The sequence below is a fragment of the Arcicella rosea genome (assembly GCF_040543805.1).
Taxonomy (GTDB): Bacteria; Bacteroidota; Bacteroidia; order Cytophagales; family Spirosomataceae; genus Arcicella; species Arcicella rosea.
In genome coordinates this window covers 172,802-198,140 of the sequence record NZ_JBEUMS010000008.1, presented here as the reverse complement: position 1 = coordinate 198,140, position 25,339 = coordinate 172,802, and the positions used below count along the sequence as shown (strand labels likewise).

Genomic DNA, 25,339 nt, shown 5'->3' with positions numbered 1-25,339 from the left:
AATGTCATCAATAATTAGACAAAGGTATCCACTATTGGCTGATGAACTCAATTTAGTTTTTGCAAAACTAAAAGGGAAAGAAGGTTTTTGGGGAATAGATTTGGTTGCAGAAAGTCAAGACATAAAAATAAGAGTTATTGTTTCTGGGAACAATAATGATACAACTGAAGAAAATAAGAAAAACTTAGCAAACTTATTAGATTCACAAAAATACATAGTATGGAAGTTAATGCCGATGATTCATTTTAATAAAACAGTAAATTTCCCAAAGGAGAATCCTAATCAATCAAAGGTATTCAGTGTGATCCAACCCTGTATTAATATTGGTGACGGACACAATAGGGGAACATTAGGGTTAATTTGCATTGATGTTACAACTAATAAAGTCTCCTTATTGACAGCACATCATGTTGTTAGTAATGGGCAGTTTGTTATACAGCCTTCTGATAAATCCAATATTGTTTTTGCCATAGCAAGATTTAAAAGATATGACCCAAATGGTGATGCCGCTTTATGTGAATTAATTGTTCCACAATTGAATCAAATATTTGCTAAAAGGCAGATAGTGAACAATATTATCGCATTTAAAAATGAATTATTTGAAACAAATATTATCATTCAAGATGTAAGATATCCTGTATTAGGAGAAAAAGTCACTAAAATTGGCTTAGCCACTGGTAAAACTGATGCTATTGTAAGGGGAATAGGTATTTACAAACACTCCCAAGACCATATTATTGAAGGGCGAATTGCTTGGGTTGAAGGATGCTGGCTTGAACCTGAAGATATTCAAAATAAAAATGATTTAGAAATATCTTTTCAAGGGGATTCAGGTGCAGTGTGGTTTGATAGTACTCAAAAATTTGGAATAGGATTGCAAATAGCAGGTGATTTTAATGAATCTTTACCTACACAAGAATTTGCTATCGCACAGCATCTACCTGACATAATGGAAACTTTGCAAATCAAACCTTTCATTTAAACAATTACGACTATGAAAAAGCATTACCTCATTTCATTGACAATATTATTTTCACTAAGTATATCTAACATTTTTGGTCAAAATGCCTTTGATTATACTTTAAAATTGCAACTAATTAGAGACAAAATACTAAGTGATTCTATAAAAAATAAAGTACCAAAAGATTCTTTAAATAAAAATTTAAAGCAATTTTTAGATGACCCTTTTAATTCTAGTTTATCGTTTGATACATTAAAGAAGTATATTGATGGTCACAAAAGCGTACCTAGTGATTTTCCTACAAAACAATCTAGTACTAAAGGTATACTTGACAAAATACCATCAAATTTTCAAAGTATATTAATAGATGGAATTGCTAAATATTCGGCAGAGGCATTTAGAGAACAAGCAACAACCATGTACATTGATAAATTTAAAAGAGAATTACAAAAAACATCCGACTTTAAATATATTTTACCAAAAACATTCAAATATCTAAATGAAGAAGATTTGTTTAAATATGAAAGGTTAGGAAATAGTATTAAACAAACATTTAATGATGATTTAGATAATATATTATTTGGACTTGAAGAGTTTGTAGATAAAAGTAATTTGGGAAGCTCCTTTTGTAAAAATAAAAATAATAATGAGGTTTGTAATGCAATAAAATTTTCATTAGACGTCGGAAACCAAATTAAAGTAAAAACACCTTTTGTTGAATTAATAAATTATTTAGATAGGAAGTACACCGAAGATACAGCTTATAAAAATTATTATAACCTTATTCATTCTATTAATTTAATACAAGGCAATATTCGTAAAGACCCAATGAAAACAGACCAGACTCTTATTCTATCAAAAGTACCCTATCAAAAAAGATGGCTGACGATAGAAGATTTTTCAGAGTTCAAAACGTCAAATGATTGGGTTTATTTTTTAGCCTTAATTTATCATCAAGACAAAGAACATATGCTCTTAAAAAATGACCTAATAAAAGACTTTAAAATAAATGAAGATAAAGACGGTAAAGCTAAGGATTTACAAAAATATATTCTTACAGTAATTTCATTACTACAAAGTATAGAAAATATTCAGGCTCAAGAACAAGTAAAAGCTGATGAATATATTGAAATCTTCTCTAATTTATCAACACTTATAAAATTAGTGAATGATATGAATCATTTTGTTGATGATAAATATGTTGAAATTACTCAAAGTACAATAGACATGGCAAAATCCATAGTAAAGAAAGACTATACAAGTGTTGTAAAAGGTAGCACTAAAATACTAAGAAACGTATTAAAGGATAATACTGATTCTTCCAGTAAATACATTAGTAAATTCATTAAATACGGGACTTTTATGGTAGATGTGACAACTACAAAAAATTCAGATGATTTGAAAGAAGCTATTAAGCGAAATGTAACAAGCTATACTTATTTGAATAAAAGAAAGAGTGATTTTAGTATAATTTTAAATGCAGACCCCGGTATAATTCCTTTTACTGGTTTTGAAGGGATAGATTCATTTAATTCTACAAAAAATACCTTTGCGGTGACATGCCCAATTGGTTTTGACATTGTTGTTGGAAGCCGTAAAAATGAATCATACTATGGTTTATCTCTTAATGTTATTGATATAGGAGCCGCTTTTGCTTATCGTCTAAACGATTCTGAATCTGAACTACCTGAAAAAATTACTTTAAAGCAAGTATTCTCTCCAGGGTTAGCACTCAAACATGGTATTAGAAATACTCCAATTTGTTGGGCTTTAGGTTATCAATATACACCTGCATTGAGGACAGTAACGAGTACCAATATTACCGAAGCAAAAAGTGCAAGTCGATTTTTCTTACGATTTACATGGGATTTACCCCTTGCAAAAATTATCGGAAATAAATAAGAATTTGATTTGATACTCAGGTGAAGGAAAACTTCTCTTAGATAGGATTACACTGTCTAATTGTTTATTGCATATTTTATTCAATCAAAGAATTATTTTTTTGTCAATACAAAACCATTTTTACTATGATTAGGAAATGTATAATTTTATTACTGGTAATATTCTCCTACCAAGTGAATAGTCAACAAATCAATTATAAATTAACCCAGCTTGATTTGAAAGCTAAATTGAATGAACAACAATATCCGTTCCAGTTTTCAAGCATAGTAATCAAGAACGATAGTATAATATTAGTAGCTGAAAAGTGCAATAGGATATATATCCTCAATAAAAAGACGCTTGATGTTATTTCAGTGATAAATGACTTAGTTTTTCCAAAAGACAAAGTAAGTATTGAAGGTGTTGTCTTATACAAGAATAGGTATTTATTTTTATTAGATGAGAACAATACGGCTATCTATTCTTATGACTTAAAAGACCAAAAAAGTAATATTAAAAGAATTGATGATAAGTCATTAAAAGGTAATAAATATAAATTAGAAGGTATTGCTATTAATGAGAAGGACTCAATTTGTTATGTATTACATGAAGATAAATCAAAAATCTATCTTTTTGATATTGGTAAGGATAACCAATTAAAAAAAAGAGAGAGAATTAATTCAATAAACCTTCCGAAAGATAATATCCCTTGGACGAGAAATACAGATTTATATTACGAAAAAAATCAACTCTATGTTTTATCAACAAATTATAAAAAAAAGCAAACAGATACTTTAAAATATGGGATAAGTTTATTTTCAATCGGTGGAGACTATACTTTAACATATCAAAATACAATCGAATTGATTTTTCCAGAAAGCTTCGATTACTATAGATTAGAAAGATACAGTACTAATTTAGAAGGTCTAGTTAAAGATAGTAATTTATTTTATGTTATTAGTGATAATGCTGATAGGGATAATTGCGATACACAAATTAATGGAATTAAAAAGACTTTATTTTTTAAGCTTGAGAGAGAGTAAAGTTTAAAAGAAGGTGTAATAAATCTATACTTTAAATCTTTATCTCTTTACTAAAAAACATATATAATAATTGGCGATTTGCACATTATGATTTTGAGGAGTACAAGATAATAACTACCATATTTGATTTATCAAAATCTAAACATAATCTAAATGAAGTTAAGTACAATTTACAATTGATGATATTGTTTATCAAGATGTTGAAAAGATGATAGATAGGATTAAATCTAAAAAGAATCGCTACCTTATCTTATATCGAACAACAAGGGTTCTCATATTTATTTTGGGAGCTATGATTTCAATACTCAGTGGAACTAAGTCGAAATTAATTGAGATTTACTGCTTTAATCCTGAACATTTTATACTTGTCATTAGTATTAGTATTACGGTGTTTACCGCTATTGAAAGTCTATTTGGTTTTAGGGATAAAGGTAAAGGCAATAATATGCTACTTTATGAATTACGCAGACTCCGTGACCGTATTTGTTTTGATTACTCAAAAAACAGCGATATATATAACTGGAAACGAGATGAATATTTCAAAGAATATCAAAAGCTTTTAGAAGCTCAAAAGTTAATGATTGAGAATTCGGATAATGAAGAGAATGATTAAAACATGTCATCCTAGTCAGCATTTTTTTGCTGACTTTTTTTGTTAATTACGTTGGTCTAATTATAAATACAATAATTTTTCTCTAGCGTTTAAAGTTATAAGCCATCAATTGGTGTCATGACATGAGTAATTTTCATCCAAAAGCTACATAAAAGTATCTCGCATTTCTTGCTTGATGAATTTAAGGGCATCGTCGGACGGTGCGATGTTTTTGCTGATGGCTACTTCCAAAATACGTTTTGATAATTCTAGCGCTGGTGCTTCTGGAGCTAAATCTTTTGTCGATAAGTTTATCAAGGCTACTGTTTCGTTCATGGCGTTTTTGATGTTCAGCCAAGCCTCGTCGCTCATGTACACTTGTTGCGAAAGGTTATGCGAAAACTCTTCTCTGATTTCCACCAACATCAATTGCTGAAACTCAGCAACTGTTGCCACTCGTCCCGTAAGGCGAATTAATAAGTTATTTGGCGAGATTCTTTCTAAAAACAAAGCCATTCTTTCGTAAGCCTGCAAGCGAATTGGCAACAATGTTTTGGTGGTTTCCGCCTTGATATTTAATTCTTTTTCTACTATTTCTTTTCTAATAAAAGAACTGACTGTTAGGTACATAGCCCATAAAACTAATCCTGCGGGGAGTAAAACCTTTATTAAATCGGCAACTAATTCCATGATGTTGGGGTTTATTATTCACGATAATCTTTCAAAAATAAGTAATTTTGCCCACAGAAAAAGCCCTTTGCTGATAGAATCAGTGGAAAGGTTGATGAATTTGAGTGAATGTAGATTTGTTTGATGATTGAAAACAGGCAAACAAATCACTTTATCAGCAGACACTCCATCAATAATGACAAAAAGCATGAATCCAACTTCAATCATTCCCATCAGTATTACCGATATTGCCAAGCAAGAAGTAATCAAGGCTTTGAGCATTAAAGGAATTCCCGAAAATTACTTTCTGAGAGTAGGTTTACGTGGTGGAGCTTGCAGTGCCACTTATTTAATTGGCTTTGATAAAATGGGTGAACACGACGAATTATACCAAATCGACGAATTGAAAGTAATCATCGACAAGCGCCATTTGATGTATTTAATAAATATAGAGCTTGATTTTGAGGAGGAAGGAAATGGCTTTACCTTTAACAAATTATAGAAATATCATACAACAATATCATTCATGAAAATTGCCGCAATAGACATCGGCTCGAACGCCGCCAGAATGCAAATCTCCAGAGTACTGGAAAACGATGGTAAAATAAGTTTTAAGAAAGTAGAGTACGTTCGTTTTGCTTTGCGTTTGGGACACGATGTTTTTAATGACGGAGAAATCAGCCCAGAATCTGAGGTAAGAATTTTTAAGTTATTAAACGCTTACAAGCTTTTATTAGATTTACACGAAGTAAAAGATTATATGATTTGTGCTACTTCTGCCATGCGTGAAGCTGGCAATGCCGAAGCTGTGATTACTCGTATCCATAAAATTCTGGATATGAAAATCAATATCATCGAAGGTGCAAAAGAAGCAGAATTAATCAATGATGTAGTTGTTCAGGCTTTAGATGATGCCAATTACTTACACATTGATGTAGGCGGTGGTTCGACGGAATTAAATATTTATTCTGAAAGAAAGAAAATTGCTTCAAAATCTTTTAAAATCGGTTCTGTTCGTTTGTTGGAACACAAGGAAAAAGAAGGTGATTGGGAGAAAATGAAGCGTTGGATAGAACATAATATTGATGTTAAAAATGCTAAAATTACTGCGGTAGGAACTGGTGGTAACATTAGTAAATTATTCAATATTTCACCGAATCATCAAGATGCTAGTTCAATTAGTTTTGAGGAATTAGTTCGTTTGAAAGATTACGTAGCCTCATTTACATACGAAGAGCGAATTAATAAATTGAGATTAAACGCTGACCGTGCGGATGTTATCGTCCCTGCGGCATCTATTTATTTAGCTGCGATGGAATGGTCTGGTGCAGAAAGTATTTTAGTCCCTGATTTAGGTTTAAAGGATGGAATTATTCAGATGGTGTATGAAAGAATTCAACATCGTAAGAAGTAATAAAAATAAAGGGAAGAGCAAATCAATGTTCTTCCCTTTATTTTTATGGTGCTTTGAAAATAGCCGTTCAAAAGATATAAACCTCCTGTTTATTTGCTGGGAATAAACAGTTATAATCATCTTTTTTCTATTAGCAGGCGAATTAATTCGCCTGCTAATAGAAAGAAACCTAGTAAAGTTCAAACAGCTTTTACGACAAAGTCACTCCACAGCTTACTTGGTAAGTCTCTCCTGCTGATAAAGTCAATAATCCATCTCCAGAATTAAAAGCATTTGTGTTTCCCGTCATTGGTTCAATTGCCACACAGTCACGTGCTTCTGGAATATACACAACGATAAAAGAGAATTGACCTTTCAAACCTTCTTGCCAAAGTGTAAGCGAAACATCTTTCTGGATTGAATGCAATACTGCTGCTACTTTCTCGGCTGGTTTAACCGCAAAAACAGCATTTAAATCTTGACCATCTAAGATGATTCCTTCACTAAAATCAACGGCTTTTGTTTCTACAGAAATCAACTGTTCATCCGGAATTGATTGCTCAATAGCAGGGAAATCAATTCGCCAATCATTAGCTGTTTCTTCTTCAATTTTAAAATATGGATGCCAACCCAAAACCACAGGCATCGTTTTAGTTCCTGTATTTTTGATGGAGTATGTCAAAGTAAAACCATTTTTCGCAGATAGTGTATTCTTAATTTCCAGCACAAAAGGAAATGGATAACCAAAGTAATTGCCTTTATATTGGTAGCGGAGTATAATACTTGCTTCTGTATCGGTAGATATTTCTTCAATTACTTCAAAATTAGCAAAAGCCACAAAGCCATGAATGGCATTGTTCAGCCCTACTTCGTTGATAGGTAATTGATAGGTATTTCCTTCAAAATAATATCTGCCATTTCTTACACGGTTTCCCCAAGGAAATAAATGTGCAGAAGGATATGCAGCCATTTGTTGCATTAATTGTTCGTCGGTATCGGCGCAAACAATTACATTAAATAAGTTTTCATTTTTTCGGAAAACCATTTTGCGAATAATTCCACCCAATTCAGGTAAAATATTAACAGTCTCTCCAGTTGTTGGATTCGATAAAACGTATTCAGTGAAACGTCCGAATGCCTCTTGAGTAATTTTCATGTTGGATAATATTACTTACTATTTAAAAATTTAGGCAAAATAAAAGTTCAGGGTTCAAGGTTACATCTCTCCTTCTACTCCTAAACCGAATAAGGCAAAATCATATTTTACTGGGTCGTTGGCGTCGAGTAGTTTTAGATTTTCGGTTAACTCAACCGCCATTTGCCAATCGGGTTTAGGTCTTTCTATTAAACCTAATTTACGAGCTACTCTTTCTACGTGTACATCACAAGGACAAACTAATCTTGACATTGGTATATTTTCCCAAATGCCAAAATCTACTCCATGATTATCTTTTCGAACCATCCAACGCAAAAACATATTCAAGCGTTTACAAGAAGAATTTCTGAGTGGCGTAGCAACATGTTTTCGTGTTCTTTCTGGATAATCTTCTAAACTAAAGAAAAGGTCATGAAAGCCGATAAGATTATTTTTAATATTAGATTCTTCTGGATTATTATTTTCTACTAAGAAAGCTTGTTCTAAAGATTCATGTTTTTGATAAAAATCTCTAAACCAAGCGATAAAGTACAGTGTATCTGTAGCATTAAAAGTACGATGTTTGAAAGAAAGAAAAGCTCTTAAATCGGAATCTTGATGATTCAAGATAAAATCATGTGGACTGCCATCCATCAAAGTAATTAATTCTTTACATTTATTGATAATGGTTTTTCTTTGTCCCCAAGCTAAAATAGAAGCCCAAAAACCCATGATTTCAATATCTTCTTTCTTGGTAAAAAGATGTGGAATAGAAATTGGGTCGTTCGGAATAAAATTGGGTTGATTGTACTGTAAATACTTTTCTGCTAATAAATCAGCGACGTAATTAGTCATTATAGAAGGGATAAAAACAAAATACTCGGCATTATTACGATGAATAATACCGAGTATTTTTATTTAATTTTTGAAGCAACAAATGCGATAAGTTTTGAAGGAATTGAAAAAATCCAAACTAACACTGTATATAAAAAAGCAAATGTTGCGATGGCTGGAAATGCCAATGTATAAAGAACATTAAACACGATATGCCCAAAAGTGATTTGTCTTTTATTGCGTCGCATTTTTTAAGGGGTCATGTAATTTAATTCTGTTCTAATTCTTTTCTCTGTTGGGTTCAATTTTTCAAAAGCTCTTGGCGATAATTTAATGATTACTTTATCACTTCCAATATCGGGTAATTTTCCAACTACTTTTACCCAAATACTTTGCCCGTTAGCGATATTCTTCACATTCACCAAGGTTCCCACACCAGCAGAACGGTGAAGTGCTAAATATTTCCCTGAATTATCTTCAACGTCAATTAATTCTGCTAAACCACTTTCAATCGTTCTTCTGTATCCTGATGCTGTTCTTACTACTTCCGAAGAAGTTTTTACATCATTTGGTACTGGTTCTTCTGTTTTTGCTGCTACTTTGGGTTGTTCAGTAACAGTTGATGTTGGTCTGTAAGGTTCATTTCTTACTTCCCCTCTTGCAGGAACGTCGATATTAGTATATCTTTTGCGTTCATACTCTTTAGCATCTACGATGAGTACTTGTCCTGCTGACAATTGGTCGTTTGTTAAATTATTCCATTTTCTCAAATCAGCAATTGCTACTTTATATTTACTAGAAATACCGTATAAACCTTGTCCTTGTTCAACAGTATGTGTTGCTGGTCTTGAAGGTTCGGGGGTTAATAAAGCTGTTGAGTTACTTGTATATTTTGCTGGAGCAGTGTTAACTACCTTATTAAAAGGCACTTTCACCATTTGTCCAATATTTACATTATCAGAAATCCCTGGATTCGCTGCTCTAAATTCAGACATCGAACTTCCATATTTTCTTAAAATAGAATACAATGTTTGTTTAGGTTCTACTTTATGAATTACATACGTTTTGCCTGCTTCTTTACGTACTGTAACTGAATCTAGGCTTATTTCTTTGGCAAAAGATGATGTATATGTTGCTGATAAAAGAAAGATAGAGACAATCTTAGCAACGGACTTAGTGTTATATTTCATATCCGATGAGTTGATTTTGATTTTTAACATATAGTAAAGTGTCAGATTTCATAGAAAAGGTGTCTATTCCTATCCCTTCGCTCTCTGCGATGAAATCATGTAGTAGAATTTTTTTTTCTTTATTGGTAACCAACAAATAATTTTGGAATTGCTTTCCTCTGTAAATATAGTAAGAAATTACAATTTTGTCATTGACTTCCAGATAATCTACCCCATTTTGAGCCTCAATATTTATTAAATGGTAAAGGAATTTAAAAATCGTTGGAAAATGTGGACTTGAATCAGGATAATGCCTCACAAAATGCTGATTTTGTTCAGGAATAAAGCTTTGAAATGGTTTCAATCCGATTTCAAGCGATTGATAAATAGGTAAATTACTTTCATCTAACTGATAAAGCACTAATATATTGCCATCACAACTAAAAAAAATCCAGTCTTCAATTCTTTGTTCAATCTCGCAAGTTGTAATATTTATTAGGATTACTCCCAGAGGTTCAGGCTTTTGCTGATCTGAATATTTATGTAGGACCAAATGATTACCAAAAATTCCAACCAAACCCAACCACCAAGATTTTTCTGGATGATAGTCTTTCCATAATACTTCACCTGTTTTTAAATTCAATGCAGAAAAGCTTACTTGTCGGCTAGATTCATCTCTTACTTCCAAAACCATTTTGTCTTCATAAAAAACAGTATTCCAAATTTTTCCAGCGAAAGTCTCCTCTATTTTTTTTAGCATAAATTTTATTGTTATTTTACATTCTAATTTGAATCTCCGATTACAAGTTTAAACATATATTTTTGCAATCTCATCCTAATCCAGTTTATCAGTGTTAAAAATATTAGGCATTATTCCTGCTCGCTACGCTTCCACTCGTTTTCCCGGAAAACCATTAGTGGACATCAGTGGTAAAACCATGATTCAACGTGTGTATGAACAAGCTTCAAAATCTAACTTACTCGCAAAAGTAGTTGTTGCCACAGATGATGATAGAATTTTTGAACACGTAAAAAGTTTTGGTGGCGAAGTTGTAATGACTTCCTCTAAACATCCAAGCGGAACCGACCGCTGTTTTGAGGCTTTACAAATCGTTTCTAAATTGGAACGCAGAAAAGAGGGAAAAGAATTCCAACGATATAATTATGTTATCAATATTCAAGGCGATGAACCTTTCATACAGCCTAAACAAATTGATATTTTGGTGCAATGCCTGACGGCTAAAACAGAATTGGCGACTTTGATAAAACGCATTGAAGACGAAGCGACTTTGTTCAATCCCAATACCCCAAAAGTAATTTTCAATAATTATCATGAAGCCATTTACTTCACTCGTCAAACAATTCCTTACTTAAGAGGCATCGAAAAAGATAAGTGGTTAAATGCCCATGATTACTTCAAACACATTGGAATTTATGCTTACAGAGTTGATATTTTGAATAAAATCACAAAGCTTCCGATTGCTTTGTTAGAGAAAGTAGAATCTTTAGAGCAATTAAGATGGCTTGCAAATGGTTTTAAAATAAAAGTTGCTATTACGCCCTATGATAGTTTTGGAATTGATATTCCTGAAGATTTGGTAGAAGCACAAAGAATTACTTCTTAACGAAAAACGAGTCATCCCGAATTTTTTCTTGAAATAGCACGAAAAAAGATTTCAGAGAGAATTCGGGATGACTCATATTTAACAGAAATCTCACTAATCTACTTCTGCTTTATTTACTCTTTTCGGAGTAGCCTTGCCATCTACCATCGACTTCGCTCCTACTGCAATGGCACGAATCATATTGGTCATGTGTTTCATATCTAGACTTTCAAATTCGTCATCTACTGAATGATATAATTTGTCAATGTCAATTTGGTCAGACGAAATAGAGTGTGCTGGTACGCCCAATCTAGCCAAAGTGGCATTGTCGGAACGGTAAAATAAATTCTGTTCTGTATAAGGATCTGGATGAAAACTGTAAGGACTACCTTTTACGGCTTCTTGTAAAATTGTTCCAAAATCAGAACGTTCAAAACCTGTAATAAAAGCTGAATTTGCCCCAAATTTCGAAGCCTTACCAATCATTTCAATATTAAACATTGCCACAATTTCATCTGGATTCAACTGTTTCGAGAAGTATTGAGAACCATAACCGCCAATTTCTTCCGCTGTAAAGCATACAAAAATCAGAGTACGTTCTGGTTTCCCTAGCTTTTTGTAGTAATCTGCTAAAGTAACTACTGCCGTTGTTCCCGAAGCATCATCGTCTGCACCATTAGCAATTGAATCACCTTCAACAGCTTTTTGATAGCCAAGATGGTCGTAATGTCCAGAGAAAACTACATATTCATTCGCTCTTTTTCCGGGAATTACTCCTGCAACATTGGCTAATGGGAGTGTCTCTACTTTATTGGTCAACGCAGCTTTCAGGTCATTTACTTGTACCGAATCTGCAAGGATAAAGAGTTGTGACTCTCCTTTTCCAAGACTTTCCTTCATCGAACTGCTATTAAAACGACGATGATAATTTGCAAATGTTTTTTGATGCTTTGGATTTACCAGTACAACAGCATCTACTTTCTTGCTTAAAATCTCGCCAAAAGCCTTTCTATAATTAGCATTTTCGCCAATGTAAAATACTTGTTTCGGGCTTGACCAAGCAACGCTTTCATGACCAGTCATGAAAAAATACTTGTCTTTGCCGATTTCAGCATTGTTTAAAACAACAGTCGATTGCTCTGGTTTAAGCGAATACATACTAAATTTCTGTTCGAAGGAATTCAAACCTGCTAAAGGTTTCAAGCCGATTCTATTGAACTCAGCCTGTAAAAAAACGGAAGCCTTTTCAATACCAGGTGTAAAAGTTCTTCTACCCATCATGTCATCGGCACTCAAGGTCTTAACAATTCTTTCTACTTCTGTTTGTTTGATGCTTGATTGTGAGAATCCATAATGGGAAACCATTACAGACAAAATCAATGTAATTACGCTCTTCATATTTGTATTTTTTCTTACAAAAATAGACGAATCAATTTTTAAATAAAGTGATTCAATTTTTAATTTCAAAAAATTAGCTGAACGGCGCTTATCAAAAAACAAAGGCTTTTTAGGTAGGTAAATGGTAGGATAAAATTTACTGAATTCTTGTAGCTGAATCGTGCAGGAGTAAAATATCACTCGATGATTTGTCGCTCCAACTTGGAGCAAGCAAATATCACTTGTAAATGCCTCGCTCCAATTCGGAGCAAGCAAATATTACTCGTAAATGCCTCGCTCCAATTCGGAGCAAGCAAATATCACTCGTAAATGTGTCGCTCCAATTCGGAGCAAGCAAATATCACTCGTAAATGCCTCACTCCAATTCGGAGCAAGCAAATATCACTCGTAAATGCCTCACTCCAATTCGGAGCAAGCAAATACCACTCGTAAATGTGTTACTCCAATTCGGAGCGAGCAAATATTCATCGTCATGTACTATAAAAAATCGGGCTAAGCAAATGCTGTTAACATTTACTTAGCCCGATTAACATTTGAAGCGTTTTTCACTTAGTCAACAAATCTGAAAATTCTATTCCAACGAATTTTACTCAAGAAGTTCTTATTAGGGTCTAAAGACATCCAAATAAATACTGCTTTTCCAACCACGTGATCAGCAGGAACAAAACCCCAATAACGTGAATCTGCTGAATGATGGCGGTTATCGCCCATCATAAAGTAATAATCTTGTTTGAAAGTATAAGAAGTAATCGCTTTGCCATCAACCATAATCCTATGTCCGTCGATGACAACATTTTGATTTCCTTCGTAATACTTAATGATGTACTTGTATTTATCTACATTACCAGAATCTAACTTGATAGTCAGACCTTTGTTCGGAATCAATAATGGACCATAGTTATCTCTGTTCCAAACATAAGAACTACCAAACATTGGCGTTGCGCCATCGTCGTTTGTCATACCATCTTGTCCATCAGGAGTACCTTTGGGAGCTTTCAATAAATCAACGCTGTAGAAAGACTTCATTTTTTTGAATTCTTCAATATTACCAGCATAAGTATTGATGATATAATCATGTAAGCCACCCACAAGAGAATCTTGTCCTGTTAGATTTACTTCCATCCAGTTCGCATTCGACTGACCCGTTGCATCAACGCCATTGAAAATATTATGATCTTCAAAGAATTCGTCTGTCAATTGTTCCTTTACTTTCAACAAATACTCATGTTGTAATTTCTTAGGGTTTTCCATTGGCTTTCCGTCAATGTACACCTGCGTATCACGGATTTCCAAAGTTTTTCCCGGAGTTCCGATACAACGTTTGATATAATAAGTTCTTAAATCAACTGGTGCATCGCCATCTGGTGTATAGTTTGGCACATTGAATACCACTGCATCACCTTGTTTTACATCAGAGAAACCCGGTAAACGTTTGATAGGTAAATCTAACCAACGTAAATAAGAAGGAATATCTGTCCCCCAAATTTTTTGATGCGTTAAAGGTACTTGAAGAGGCGTTTTTGGAGTTCTAACCCCATAATGTAATTTACTTACAAAAAGGAAATCGCCGACCATCAATGAACTTTCCATTGAAGGCGTTGGAATGGTATAGGCTTCAAAGAAGAAGAAACGTATTAAAGTTGCCGCTACTACCGCAAATACTACAGAATCAATCCATTCACGGAAAGGTGATTTTTGTTTAGGTTGTTTTTTTTCTGACATTTTTATCGTTGTTGGAAATGTTCTCCAATGGTTAGTCGTAAAGTTGATAATAGAATTACAGTTTAGCTATGAGCTTTGAGTGATGAGCTATGAGCTGTGAGCTTTTGAAAATTAGTAAAGGCTAAAGCTCATAGCTCATAGCTCATAGCTTAAAGCTACAACGCCAACAAATCGTTCATGCCAAAAACACCTTTCTTGCCTACAATCCATTCAGCTGCTACAACCGCTCCTAAAGCAAAACCTTCACGACCGTGCGCTACGTGTGAGATTTCGATTTGGTCGATGTCTGAAATGTATTTTACAATATGTGTTCCGGGAACTTTGCCTTCACGAGCAGACCAAATGGCTACTTCATCTTGTGCTGGAATTTCGTTATTAATCCATTTACTTTTTCCTTCAAGGTTTTCAATCAATCCTTCTGCAATGGTAATTGCTGTGCCTGATGGAGAATCTTTCTTTTCTGTATGATGGATTTCAGTGGTTGAAACTGTATATTGTTTCTGTGGGCTTATCAATTTAGCTAACATCTTATTCAATTGAAAAAAGATATTTACACCAATTGAATAATTAGATGACCAAAAGAAAGCTCCATCTTTTTCAAGTGCTAAAGCTTCTACTGTTGGTTTATTTTCAAGCCAACCAGTTGTTCCGCATACTACAGGAAAACCTTTATTGATACATGCTTTTACATTTTCAAAAGCTGAAGAAGGATGGCTGAATTCAATAACTGCATCTACTTGCGCAGTGGTTAATGCCTCAAAATCTTGACGATTATTGACGTCAATACGAGCAACAATAGTATGACCTCGGTCTAAGGCGATTTTTTCAATAACCTTTCCCATTTTGCCATAACCGAGTAAAACAATATTCATAGTAATAAATTGATTGTATAATTGAATATTCCCCAAAAGGATTAATTATGATTAAATAATAAGTATTTGTGTCGAATAAACGAATGTTATTTGAAAGCAAAAGTAAGTTTTGCGCCATAAACAGCATTCATCATATCTGGACTTGTCAATGTTGGCTGAATTTTAAACGAAATATCGTCAGTCAAATCAAAGGTTTTTAAATGTGCCGTTACGTTGGCATCAATGATATTAGCAACCCAAACTACCGCAATAAATAAATAAGAACCATCTCTGTTTCTACGATAACCATTCACAAAAGTATTGAGCTGTGAAGATGTTACTTCTCGTTGAGTTCCGCTTTCATCACCATAAAGTGTAATTTTAGCACTGGATGGTGGGCTTGTCACTTGAAAATTATCAATGTATTGCTGTTTGTAATAAGAATATTTAGCTTGATTGGTAATGATAAAGTAAATATTCACCGCAAAGCCACCATATACAAAGGGTAATTTCCAATACTGACGATTGTAAATTTGTCCCCAGCCCGGTACCATTGCCGAGCGTAACGTTGAAACTCTTGGAATGATTTTATAAGGTTTTTTTACAGAATCTTTCTTGACGATGGCACTCGTTACAGAGTCTTTCAGACTAACAACATTACTTTCTTTCAATACTTGCGCTTGCATTGTCAGCAAACTTCCAAGAAAAAAAAATAAGCCTATAAGTAATTTCTTCATTTTAGTTTTTTGAACTTCAACGCAAAATTACCGCTAATATTCCGTCTGGTGAAGGGTAATTAAGATTTTTTAAGAGAAAAATCCAGTCCTTTTCATGATAGAAGGACTGGATTTTCAACTAAGCTTTGATGGCTAATAAGATTTTATCTAATTCTTCTTGAGAAGTAAATGGGATTTTAATTTCTCCTTTACCTTTATCGTCTGCCTTGACGGTTACTTTTGCACCAAAATAGGCTTGTAAACGGAATTGTAAACTTCTGATTTCCTGTTTTACTCCTCCGCCGATTGCTTTCTTTGCAGTATTTACTAAAGAAGCATTGGCTAATTCACGAACTGCTTCTTCTACTTTTCTTACCGACCAGTCATCAGCAATGGTTTTTTGAAAAATATCTAACTGTTGTTCTCTATCTGGAATATTGATAATAGCACGAGCATGACCCATCGAAATTTTGGTATCTCTTAACGCTACTTGAATCACATCCGGTAATTTTAGCAAACGAATATAATTATTAACCGTTGTGCGGTTCTTCCCTACTCTATCGCCTAATTCTTCTTGTTTTAAAGAACATTCAGTAATTAATCTTTGATAGCTTAATGCAATTTCGATAGCATTCAAGTTTTCACGTTGAATGTTTTCGATTAATGCCATTTCTAGCATTTGCTGGTCGTCAGCAGTACGCACATAAGCTGGAATACTTTTCAAGCCCGCTCTTTTAGAAGCTTGTAAACGGCGTTCTCCAGAAATTAATTGAAATTTATTCGGAGCAATCTGACGAACCGTAATGGGTTGAATAATACCTTGAACTCTGATTGAATCAGCTAATTCATTCAGGGCTTCTTCGTCAAAATGTGTTCTTGGTTGATATGGGTTCGTTTCGATTAAATCAACCGAAATTTCATTCATCGAACTAATCTGCTCTAAACGAGTAGGGCGTTCGATGGGTGTTGCAGGTTGACGAGGCTGCGTGTTATTTACTTCGTCCGAATCTTGAAGTAAAGCTCCTAAGCCTCTACCAAGTCCGACACGTTTTTTTACTGCTGGGATTTCTACTTTACTCATTTCTTATACGATGATATAGAACAGATTTTTCGGGATGGCATTTTCCAAAAGGAAAAATCTACTCTTGTGTTACATATCCATTTTTAGCCAAAACCTCACGAGCGAGGTTCAAGTAACTAATTGCACCTTTACTTTCTGAATCGTGTGCAATGGCTGGAACACCAAAACTTGGAGATTCTGAAAGACGAATATTTCTAGGTATGATGGTATTGAATACCATGTTATGAAAATGGGCTGTTACTTCGGCAACTACTTGGTTCGACAAACGTACTCTTAAATCATACATTGTCAATAGAATACCTTCAATCGCCAAATTGGTATTCAAACGAGATTGAATAATTTTTACGGTATTCAATAACTTTCCAAGTCCTTCTAATGCAAAGTATTCGCATTGTACAGGAATTATCACAGAATCAGCGGCTGTAAGGGCATTAATGGTGATTAAACCTAAAGACGGCGAACAGTCGATAATGATAAAATCATAGTTATCAAGAATAACACCTAATGATTCTTTCATTTTTTGTTCACGGTCACGAAGATTAATCATCTCAATTTCAGCACCTACCAAGTCAATGTGTGAAGGAATGATATGCAGATAAGGTAAATCTGTAGCAATGATAATATCTTGCACATTTACTCCATCAACCATACATTCATAAATTGAATTTTCAATTTCCTTAGGATTAAACCCTAAACCTGAAGTAGAGTTTGCCTGAGGGTCAGCATCAACAATGAGTGTTCTGAATTCGAGAGCGGCCAAACTTGCCGCCAAGTTAATAGTGGTTGTCGTTTTTCCAACTCCTCCTTTTTGGTTGGCTATGGCAATTATTTTCCCCATCTTGGATTTTTCTGAGTTACAGTCTTTTTTTAAGCTAGGCATTTACGAACAAGCAAACAGGTTAAAGAAGTATTAAATTAAAAAAGACAAATCTTACTCCTTAATTCCTACAAGCGATTCACAATTCCCAGTACCTCAAATAACAGACTTCAAATATCGTCCTTTCCGACCACATAAGCAAAGAGTGTTCCACAAAATGTTTCACGATTATTGATTTATGAGTATAATACTATATTTGATTCAGTATTAACAACCAATAGGATTGACAATTTTATGAGTTAAAATGATTATTTTTATTTTGTGAAAAATTAGATTAAGACAATAAAAATGATGATTTTTAGATATAAATAACAACAAAGTACAAATAATCGACATTCGACTTACTTTTAGAGATGTATTCAAAATTGTTTCTAAAAATCAGAAAATGTATTTTAGCATAATTTTGAAACGTTCAATCTTAACATTTTATTTACATTTCATTCACATACTTTATTAACAAATTTATTTTATGACATCAAAATCCATTGAAACCGAAGAGGTTCAAAAATCAAATAGCTATCCCAAGGCTGTTCCTTACATTATCGGAAATGAAGCCGCTGAGCGTTTTAGTTTTTATGGGATGCGTTCTATCCTTCCTACTTTTTTAATTGCACAATTCTTCAATCCTACTTTCAATCCGCTCCTTCAACAAACTGCCGAAGCTCAGTCCAACCAAAAAGTACACATGTTTGTTGCCTTGGCATATATTATGCCTATTTTGGGAGGTATTGCTGCTGACTGGTTTTTCGGGAAGTATAAAGTGATATTATATGTCTCTATTTTATATTGTTTTGGGCATTTAATGTTAGCCATGTTTGATACCAACCTTGCATTATTTTCATTAGGGATGACGGTTATCGCAGCGGGTGCAGGTGGAATTAAATCCAATGTTTCTGCCAATGTGGGCGACCAATTCGATAAAACTAATGAACATTTTATGTCTAAAGTATATGGTTGGTTTTATTTCTCAATCAACTCTGGCTCTGTAGTATCTAACCTTTGTATTCCAATCATTTATGCAAAATATGGAGCAGCTTGGGCATTTGGAGTACCTGGGATATTAATGGTACTGGCTACTATAATATTCTTCTCGGGTAGAAATAAATATGTGAAAGTGCCACCAATGGGTATTAATAGAAATAATTTTATTTTTATTTCTTTCAATGCGCTAGTAAATATGGGCAAGAGAGTAAAGGGTGAACATTGGTTAGACGTTGCCAAAGCAAGTTATGACCCACAAAAAGTTGATGATATAAAAGCTGTATATCGTTTAATCATCGTATTTGCTTTTATTCCAATTTTCTGGGCACTATGGGACCAAAATTTATCTGAATGGGTTTTGCAAGCTCAAAAAATTGATTTGAATACAGGCTTAGGCTTTGCTTTATTACCAGAACAAGTACAAGTATTTAATCCTTTCTTCTTAGTAAGTTTCATTCCTATTTTTACCTATTTTATCTATCCTTTCTTTGAAAAACTGGGCATCAAAACTACGCCCTTGCGTCGTTTAGGCGTTGGGTTTTTCTTGACAGCTTCATCTTTCGTGATTATTGCCTTGATTCAAGAAAGTATTGATGCTGGTGGTAAACCTTCTGTTTGGTGGCAAATATTAGCTTATTTAGTTTTGGCTTGGGGTGAAATCTTAGTGTCAATTACAGGTTTAGAATATGCTTATACCAATTCGCCAAAATCTATGAAATCGACGATGACTGCTATTTTTTATTCAACTGTTTCTATCGGGAATTTAGCCGTTTCGCTTATCAACGAAAACATTGCTAACAAAGGCTTCTTTGCTCAATTAGATGGCGCTAAGTATTTTTGGTTTTTTGCAGGGTTGATGTTTATCTCGTTCTTGATTTATATTTCTATTGCTTCAAGAATGAAAGAAACTCGTTATGTAGGAGTGGCGGAGTAAAGCCATTAACGAGTTTTTAGCTTTGAGCTTCAAGAAATAGACTAAGATAAAACTTAAATCATATTTCTTGAAGCTCATTTTTTGTATATTTCCACGAAAAAGCTCAAGGCTGAAAGCTCATTGCTCAAAGCCCTTAAAAACATTATGGAAGAACAACACTTAGAAAGCTCTGATTTTATTAAAGATATTGTTATCGGGATGTCAGATGGATTGACAGTTCCTTTCGCTTTGGCGGCTGGACTTTCTGGAGCGGTGGCTAATACTTCCATCATTACTACAGCAGGTATTGCTGAAATTGTGGCAGGTTCAATTGCGATGGGTTTGGGTGGTTTTTTAGCGGGTCAAACTGAAGTAGAACATTATGATGCCGAACTAAAACGAGAATACGAAGAAGTAGAAAGAGTTCCTGAAAGAGAAAAAGAGGAAGTAAGAGAAGTATTTGCCGACTATGGTTTGGATGAAGAAGCACAAAATTTAATCGTTGAAGCCCTTTCAAAAGACAAAAAAAAATGGGTAGATTTTATGATGAAGTTTGAATTAGGCTTAGAAAAACCAGACATTAACCGAGCTAGAAATTCTGCTTTAACGATTGGTACTGCCTACATCGTTGGTGGAATTATTCCGCTTTCCCCTTATTTTTTTGTTGAAGACGCTCATCAAGGATTACTTTATTCAATGGCGGTAACTTTGCTAACACTTTTTGTTTTTGGTTATTTTAAAAGTAAAGTAACAGGACAAAATCCTTTAAGTGGTGCCATCAAAGTAACATTAATTGGCGCAGCCGCTGCGGGTGCAGCTTTCTTTGTAGCTAAGATGTTTGGAGGATAAATAGAATAGTCGTGAATTGTAAATTAGCGAGTTAGTATTTTTTTTGACACGAAAAAATACCAATAAAAAAAGCCTATTCGATAAACCTAGATTTATTACAAATGACAAAACAACAAGCAATTTTTAATTGGAGTGGAGGGAAAGATTCTGCTTTGAGTTTATATAAAATCCTTCATTCGAAAGAATATGACGTGAATTGTTTACTGACAAGTATCAATGAACAATATCGTAGAATTTCAATGCACGGTGTTAGAGAAGAATTATTAATTCAACAAGCTGAAAGCATCGGTATTCCTTTGGTAAAAATGTATCTTCCTGAAATGCCTACGATGGAGGCTTATGAAAACGTAATGAGAAATACTTTGCTAGATTTACAAATTAAAGGAGCAACAGCCTCAATTTTTGGTGATATTTTTTTAGAAGATTTACGTCAATATCGTGAAAATAAATTAGCGGAACTGGATTTAAAAGGTGTTTTTCCTTTATGGAAAATCCCAACTAAAGATATTATCAAAGAATTCCTTGACTTAGGTTTTAAAACTATTACTACTTGTGTAAATGATAAGTATCTGGATAAGAGTTTTGTAGGAAGAATCATTGATGAATCCTTTTTAAGTGATTTACCCGACAATGTTGACCCTTGTGGTGAAAATGGAGAATTTCATACTTTTGTTTTCGATGGACCAATATTTAAAGAAGCTATTCAATTTGAAATAGGTGAAATCGTTTATCGAAAATATACTCCTGCTACACAAAAAGACGATACAAGTTATGATTGCGATGATTCTGCACAAGAAAATCCATTTGATAATGGTTTCTGGTATTGTGATTTACTACCCAAATAATCTTGATAAATAGCTAAAGCAAAGTATATCGAAAATCCAAAAACAATATGCAAGAGCTATCCATTAAACAATTTTTATCTCAAGAGATTAAAGCCTTCTTTAAACTTAAAAAGTCGGATAGGCTTTGGCATATTCCTGTACTTGCTTCACTCTGTATAGGAATTCCTTTATTAATTGGCTTGGCTTTTGATAATGTAAAATCGGGTTTATTAGCAAGCCTGTCAGGACTTGTCATTTTATACATTCCTACTGCCAATTCAATCGTCAGCAGAATGGCAACCATGTTGATTTGCTCCTTTGGCTTTATGGTGTCTTATGCAGTAGGCTTAATTTTCAGTTTTAATCCATTTGTTTCAACTATCGTTTTCGGCATTTTTTCAACGATGGTCTATTGGATTAACCTTTATTTTAAGACAAAACCACCTGCAAGTTTCTTCTTTATCATGATTGCCTCATTGGCTAGTGGCATGCCTCATGACTTATCAAGTATTCCTCAGAAGATTGGTCTAATTGCTATGGGAACCATGTTGGCTTGCACTTTGGCTTTACTTTATAGCTTTTTAGTGAAACGTAAAAATCATAAAAAAGACGCTGCTATTATTTCTGATTTATTGGTAAAAAGTAAATATGCAGATTTGGTTGAAGCCATGATTGTAGGTTCTTTTATGTTTACTTCGATGCTTATCGGACATGTTTTAAAATTGCAAAACCCTTATTGGATTCCCATCTCCTGCTTGGCGGTGATGCAAGGTGTAAACCTTTACCATATTTGGCAAAGAGTTATTCATCGCATTTTGGGTACTTTTTTAGGTTTGGGTCTATGTTGGCTTTTTCTATCAATCGTCCACTCGCCTTTCAGTATTTGTATTACAATTATTGTTTTACAATTTATCATTGAAATATTAATTGTTAGACATTATGCTTTAGCCGTTATTTTTATTACGCCCATGACGATACTCCTCGCTGAGGCTGCCAATCCATTAATTCTTAACCCTGATTTATTAATTGCTACTCGTTTTTTAGACATTTCAATTGGTAGTTTAATTGGTGCAATTGGTGGTTGGTTTGTTCACAATGAAAAAATTCGTTTTTATACTACCATGAAAATAAGAAAAGCCAAATTAGTAGTAATGGGAAAATAGGTAAAATATACGCTCGCTGATTTTTTGAAATCTATATAGACTAACATGAATAAAAAAATACTTTTAGTAGAAGACGATTTTAGCGTTGTTGAATTTTTAAAAAAGGGTTTAGACGAAGCAAATTTTGAAGTCTCCGTCGCCTTGAATGGAAATTCTGCCATCAGTATGGCTTCAGAATCTTCTTTTGACCTTATCATTTTAGACATCATGTTGCCCGATAAAAATGGGATTGAAGTATGTAGGATATTGCGTTCTCAAGGCATTAAAACACCCATTCTTTTTCTAACAGCTCTTGGTACTTCCGAGAATATCGCTTTGGGCTTAAATACTGGTGCTGACGATTATCTGGTAAAACCTTTTAAGTTTATTGAATTATATGCCAGAATCAATGCCCTTTTGAGAAGAACATCTTATACTGATAACCATTCAGATGAAAAAGTTAAAAACACGTTTATCATCAGCGATTTAGTGATTGATGACGATGCCAAAACGGTAATGAGAGGAGAACAAAAAATTTCATTAACAGCCACAGAATACCGTTTATTGTTGGTTTTGATGAAAAATAAAGGAAGAGTACTTTCAAGAATAGATATTTTAGAAAGTGCTTGGGACATTAATTTCAATATGGGAACCAACGTTGTAGATGTTTATATCAATTACTTAAGAAAAAAAATTGATGGCGATTTCGAAAACAAGCTTATTCATACCGTTGTTGGAATGGGATATGTGCTAAAAGAAAAATGAAAACACAAACTAAACTTGCCATCATACTTGGTTTTCTGAGTACTACTCTTGTTGTTGTATTTGGTATTTCTGTTTATTATTTTCTAGACAAATACTCTTATGTTGATTTTTATAAAAGATTAGAAGCCAGAGTAAGTATTTCGGCACAATACAGTTTAAATTCTGGAACATTAAATTCTAGATACTTAAAAAGTTTACGAAAACAGCATTTAGAAACGCTTGAAAAAGAGAAAGAATATTTGATTGAAATTTCACCAAATGTTTCCTTAAAAGACATTGCTCAAAAAAATAAATTGCCACTTAATTTTCTTATTTCGCTCTCAAAAGTAGGAACTTACAAAGAAAAACAAGGTAATTTATTCATAGCGGGTTCGCAGTATAAAAAAGGTAATAAACGCTATTTTGTCATTGTTTCGGCAGAAAATTATTATGTTTCCAACCACTTAATTTTTTTGAGAACAGTATTGATTGGCGGAATTTCGATGGTAATTTTAATTGTTGCGATTTTCTCATTTTACTTTTCTAAGCATATTTTTGATCCAATTCGAGACATCACCATTAAAGTAAAACAAATCAGTACTGAAAATATTCATCTTCGATTGGAAAACAATATTGATAAAAGCAGTGAAATCAGTGAGCTAACCAGTACTTTCAACGAACTCCTTAATCGTATCGAAACGGCTTTTGAAACCCAAAAAAACTTCATCAGTAATGCATCTCACGAACTTGGTACTCCGCTTACAACCATTATTGGCGAAGCAGATTTTTCTTTATTGAAACCCAGAACTTCTGAAGAATACATTGCAGCCATTAAAAATATACTCCAACAGGCTGAACGTTTAAACGAAATAACAAAGTCATTACTTTTCTTAGCTCAAACTGGCTACAAAGGCAAAGCTATTACTTTTGAAATGGTTCGAATTGATGAAATTATTTGGGAAACCAAAAGCTTGATTGATAAACTAAATCCCAATAATAAAATTTTGGTTGATTTACGCCTCCTCCCAGAAGACCCCAAAAAACTAAAAGTAAAAGGCAATCAACAATTGTTGCATTTAGCTTTTGCCAATATTCTGAGTAATGCTTGTAAATATTCAAACAATAAACCTGTAACAGTACATATTGCTTCTAGTAATTCTCAAGTAGTTATTATGGTTGAAGACCAAGGAATCGGTATTCCAGCATCTGAAATCGCCTACATTTATGACCCATTCTTTAGAGCTTCCAATACTAATCTTTTTGAAGGCTATGGCATCGGATTGCCACTAACTCGTAATATCGTTTATCTGCATAAAGGTGACTTAATTGTAAGTTCACAAGTAAATGTTGGCACGAAAGTACAAATAAGAATTCCCCTGATAGAAAAATAAATCCACTCTTATCGAATTCTAATCTCACTCTTAAAAGTTTATAATCTGCTCAAAATAGATTTGTCTCAATACTTAAACAATAAGTGATGACAAAAACTATTTTAGTCCCGATTGATTTCCGTGTTGCATCGCTCAACACGCTGAAACTTGCGCTGGAACCATACAGTGAAGACCCTATCGAGGTAATCCTCATGTACTCCGAATATCTGGATGATTCTATCACAGAATTATTATTTTATACACCAAACAAAACGGTTGCAAATAATATTACTCCCGCATTTAGAGAAGCCTTAGAAATCATTCGAAACCGATTTGAGGGGAAAATAAAGTACATCAGCATTGAATTATTTCATGGGCATAATAAAAATGCAATAAAGACTTTCCTTGAAGCCAACAAGGTTGATGAAATCTATATTGCCCAAAACTACCAGCTCAAAATGTCAAAACGAGCATTTGACCCTACTCCTCTTCTCAAAAAATCATCCTATAAAATCATAGAAGTAAATATTAACAATGACATCGAACAAACCGAACATGAACAATTAATAGCACTCTTTAACTAACATTAG

General features: G+C 33.6%; 26 protein-coding genes. 15 read left to right on the top strand and 11 right to left on the bottom strand.

Annotation, left to right across the window (positions count from 1 at the left end; translation table 11 throughout):
* Position 1: 1 nt before the first annotated feature.
* The 4 genes from ABID42_RS12605 to ABID42_RS12590 all read left to right on the top strand — a co-directional run bounded on the left by ABID42_RS12605 (position 2) and on the right by ABID42_RS12590 (position 4,498).
* Positions 2 to 982: a hypothetical protein gene (locus ABID42_RS12605; RefSeq protein ID WP_367283954.1), complete on the top strand. Its 981-nt coding sequence runs from the start codon at positions 2 to 4 to the stop codon at positions 980 to 982.
* Positions 983 to 994: 12 nt separating this feature from the next.
* Positions 995 to 2,863: a hypothetical protein gene (locus ABID42_RS12600; protein WP_367283953.1), complete on the top strand. Its 1,869-nt coding sequence runs from the start codon at positions 995 to 997 to the stop codon at positions 2,861 to 2,863.
* A gap of 173 nt (positions 2,864 to 3,036) precedes the next feature.
* Positions 3,037 to 3,885: a hypothetical protein gene (locus ABID42_RS12595; RefSeq protein WP_367283952.1), complete on the top strand. Its 849-nt coding sequence runs from the start codon at positions 3,037 to 3,039 to the stop codon at positions 3,883 to 3,885.
* A gap of 292 nt (positions 3,886 to 4,177) precedes the next feature.
* Positions 4,178 to 4,498 (top strand): hypothetical protein, encoded by a 321-nt coding sequence (locus ABID42_RS12590; RefSeq protein WP_367283951.1) that lies wholly within the window; start codon positions 4,178 to 4,180, stop codon positions 4,496 to 4,498.
* A gap of 144 nt (positions 4,499 to 4,642) precedes the next feature.
* Here the strand turns inward: ABID42_RS12590 and ABID42_RS12585 are convergent, their stop codons facing one another.
* Positions 4,643 to 5,167, bottom strand: coding sequence for a DUF7935 family protein (locus ABID42_RS12585; RefSeq protein WP_367283950.1), 525 nt, complete (start codon positions 5,165 to 5,167; stop codon positions 4,643 to 4,645).
* 187 nt (positions 5,168 to 5,354) lie between these two features.
* On the opposite strand from ABID42_RS12585, the gene ABID42_RS12580 reads away from it, so the two are divergent.
* Both ABID42_RS12580 and ABID42_RS12575 read left to right on the top strand, forming a co-directional pair.
* Positions 5,355 to 5,648: a HesB/IscA family protein gene (locus tag ABID42_RS12580; protein WP_367283949.1), complete on the top strand. Its 294-nt coding sequence runs from the start codon at positions 5,355 to 5,357 to the stop codon at positions 5,646 to 5,648.
* A 24-nt stretch (positions 5,649 to 5,672) separates the two neighbouring features.
* Positions 5,673 to 6,560 (top strand): Ppx/GppA phosphatase family protein, encoded by an 888-nt coding sequence (locus ABID42_RS12575; protein ID WP_323260859.1) that lies wholly within the window; start codon positions 5,673 to 5,675, stop codon positions 6,558 to 6,560.
* Positions 6,561 to 6,750: 190 nt separating this feature from the next.
* On the opposite strand, the gene ABID42_RS12570 is transcribed toward ABID42_RS12575, so the two are convergent.
* Together ABID42_RS12570 and ABID42_RS12565 are read right to left on the bottom strand one after the other, a co-directional pair.
* The gene (locus tag ABID42_RS12570; RefSeq protein ID WP_367283948.1) at positions 6,751 to 7,695 is read right to left on the bottom strand and encodes an aldose 1-epimerase; all 945 of its coding nucleotides are present in this window, start codon (positions 7,693 to 7,695) and stop codon (positions 6,751 to 6,753) included.
* 60 nt (positions 7,696 to 7,755) lie between these two features.
* The gene (locus tag ABID42_RS12565) at positions 7,756 to 8,529 is read right to left on the bottom strand and encodes a TIGR02757 family protein (RefSeq protein WP_367283947.1); all 774 of its coding nucleotides are present in this window, start codon (positions 8,527 to 8,529) and stop codon (positions 7,756 to 7,758) included.
* 39 nt (positions 8,530 to 8,568) lie between these two features.
* Here ABID42_RS12565 and ABID42_RS12560 point away from each other — a divergent pair, with 39 nt between their 5' ends.
* Positions 8,569 to 8,703 carry a hypothetical protein gene (locus ABID42_RS12560; protein WP_323260865.1) on the top strand — a complete coding sequence of 45 codons (135 nt, stop codon included), beginning with the start codon at positions 8,569 to 8,571 and terminating at the stop codon, positions 8,701 to 8,703.
* A 56-nt stretch (positions 8,704 to 8,759) separates the two neighbouring features.
* Here the strand turns inward: ABID42_RS12560 and ABID42_RS12555 are convergent, their stop codons facing one another.
* Both ABID42_RS12555 and ABID42_RS12550 read right to left on the bottom strand, forming a co-directional pair.
* Positions 8,760 to 9,698, bottom strand: a complete 939-nt coding sequence (locus ABID42_RS12555) for a LysM peptidoglycan-binding domain-containing protein (RefSeq protein WP_367283946.1) — start codon at positions 9,696 to 9,698, stop codon at positions 8,760 to 8,762.
* Positions 9,688 to 10,437 carry a DUF4905 domain-containing protein gene (locus ABID42_RS12550; RefSeq protein WP_367283945.1) on the bottom strand — a complete coding sequence of 250 codons (750 nt, stop codon included), beginning with the start codon at positions 10,435 to 10,437 and terminating at the stop codon, positions 9,688 to 9,690. Before ABID42_RS12550 ends, ABID42_RS12555 begins: the two co-directional genes overlap by 11 nt.
* 91 nt (positions 10,438 to 10,528) lie before the next feature.
* Between ABID42_RS12550 and kdsB the strand changes: the two genes are divergently transcribed.
* Positions 10,529 to 11,302, top strand: coding sequence for a 3-deoxy-manno-octulosonate cytidylyltransferase (gene kdsB / locus ABID42_RS12545; RefSeq protein ID WP_367283944.1), 774 nt, complete (start codon positions 10,529 to 10,531; stop codon positions 11,300 to 11,302).
* A 93-nt stretch (positions 11,303 to 11,395) separates the two neighbouring features.
* Here the strand turns inward: kdsB and ABID42_RS12540 are convergent, their stop codons facing one another.
* The 6 genes from ABID42_RS12540 to ABID42_RS12515 all read right to left on the bottom strand — a co-directional run bounded on the left by ABID42_RS12540 (position 11,396) and on the right by ABID42_RS12515 (position 17,887).
* Positions 11,396 to 12,679 (bottom strand): M28 family metallopeptidase, encoded by a 1,284-nt coding sequence (locus ABID42_RS12540; RefSeq protein ID WP_367283943.1) that lies wholly within the window; start codon positions 12,677 to 12,679, stop codon positions 11,396 to 11,398.
* 549 nt (positions 12,680 to 13,228) lie between these two features.
* On the bottom strand, positions 13,229 to 14,401 hold the full coding sequence (gene lepB, locus ABID42_RS12535; RefSeq protein WP_367283942.1) for a signal peptidase I: 1,173 nt from the start codon (positions 14,399 to 14,401) through the stop codon (positions 13,229 to 13,231).
* A gap of 155 nt (positions 14,402 to 14,556) precedes the next feature.
* Positions 14,557 to 15,273, bottom strand: coding sequence for a 4-hydroxy-tetrahydrodipicolinate reductase (gene dapB / locus ABID42_RS12530; RefSeq protein ID WP_367283941.1), 717 nt, complete (start codon positions 15,271 to 15,273; stop codon positions 14,557 to 14,559).
* 86 nt (positions 15,274 to 15,359) lie between these two features.
* Positions 15,360 to 15,989 (bottom strand): DUF5683 domain-containing protein, encoded by a 630-nt coding sequence (locus ABID42_RS12525; protein WP_367283940.1) that lies wholly within the window; start codon positions 15,987 to 15,989, stop codon positions 15,360 to 15,362.
* 118 nt (positions 15,990 to 16,107) lie between these two features.
* Positions 16,108 to 17,049 (bottom strand): ParB/RepB/Spo0J family partition protein, encoded by a 942-nt coding sequence (locus ABID42_RS12520; RefSeq protein WP_323699075.1) that lies wholly within the window; start codon positions 17,047 to 17,049, stop codon positions 16,108 to 16,110.
* 58 nt (positions 17,050 to 17,107) lie between these two features.
* The gene (locus ABID42_RS12515) at positions 17,108 to 17,887 is read right to left on the bottom strand and encodes a ParA family protein (protein WP_309920033.1); all 780 of its coding nucleotides are present in this window, start codon (positions 17,885 to 17,887) and stop codon (positions 17,108 to 17,110) included.
* 508 nt (positions 17,888 to 18,395) lie between these two features.
* Here ABID42_RS12515 and ABID42_RS12510 point away from each other — a divergent pair.
* The 7 genes from ABID42_RS12510 to ABID42_RS12480 all read left to right on the top strand — a co-directional run bounded on the left by ABID42_RS12510 (position 18,396) and on the right by ABID42_RS12480 (position 25,333).
* Complete coding sequence (locus tag ABID42_RS12510) at positions 18,396 to 19,841, top strand: POT-type proton-dependent oligopeptide transporter (RefSeq protein WP_323260884.1); 1,446 nt, start codon at positions 18,396 to 18,398, stop codon at positions 19,839 to 19,841.
* A gap of 144 nt (positions 19,842 to 19,985) precedes the next feature.
* Complete coding sequence (locus tag ABID42_RS12505; RefSeq protein ID WP_367283939.1) at positions 19,986 to 20,669, top strand: VIT1/CCC1 transporter family protein; 684 nt, start codon at positions 19,986 to 19,988, stop codon at positions 20,667 to 20,669.
* A gap of 101 nt (positions 20,670 to 20,770) precedes the next feature.
* Positions 20,771 to 21,514: a Dph6-related ATP pyrophosphatase gene (locus ABID42_RS12500; RefSeq protein ID WP_367283938.1), complete on the top strand. Its 744-nt coding sequence runs from the start codon at positions 20,771 to 20,773 to the stop codon at positions 21,512 to 21,514.
* A gap of 47 nt (positions 21,515 to 21,561) precedes the next feature.
* Entirely contained in the window at positions 21,562 to 22,656 is a 1,095-nt protein-coding gene (locus ABID42_RS12495; RefSeq protein ID WP_367283937.1) for an FUSC family protein, read from the top strand.
* Positions 22,657 to 22,701: 45 nt separating this feature from the next.
* Positions 22,702 to 23,400, top strand: a complete 699-nt coding sequence (locus tag ABID42_RS12490; protein ID WP_367283936.1) for a response regulator transcription factor — start codon at positions 22,702 to 22,704, stop codon at positions 23,398 to 23,400.
* Positions 23,397 to 24,770 carry a sensor histidine kinase gene (locus ABID42_RS12485; RefSeq protein ID WP_367283935.1) on the top strand — a complete coding sequence of 458 codons (1,374 nt, stop codon included), beginning with the start codon at positions 23,397 to 23,399 and terminating at the stop codon, positions 24,768 to 24,770. Before ABID42_RS12490 ends, ABID42_RS12485 begins: the two co-directional genes overlap by 4 nt.
* A gap of 86 nt (positions 24,771 to 24,856) precedes the next feature.
* Entirely contained in the window at positions 24,857 to 25,333 is a 477-nt protein-coding gene (locus ABID42_RS12480; RefSeq protein WP_367283934.1) for an adenine nucleotide alpha hydrolase family protein, read from the top strand.
* The last annotated feature ends 6 nt before the right edge of the window (positions 25,334 to 25,339 follow it).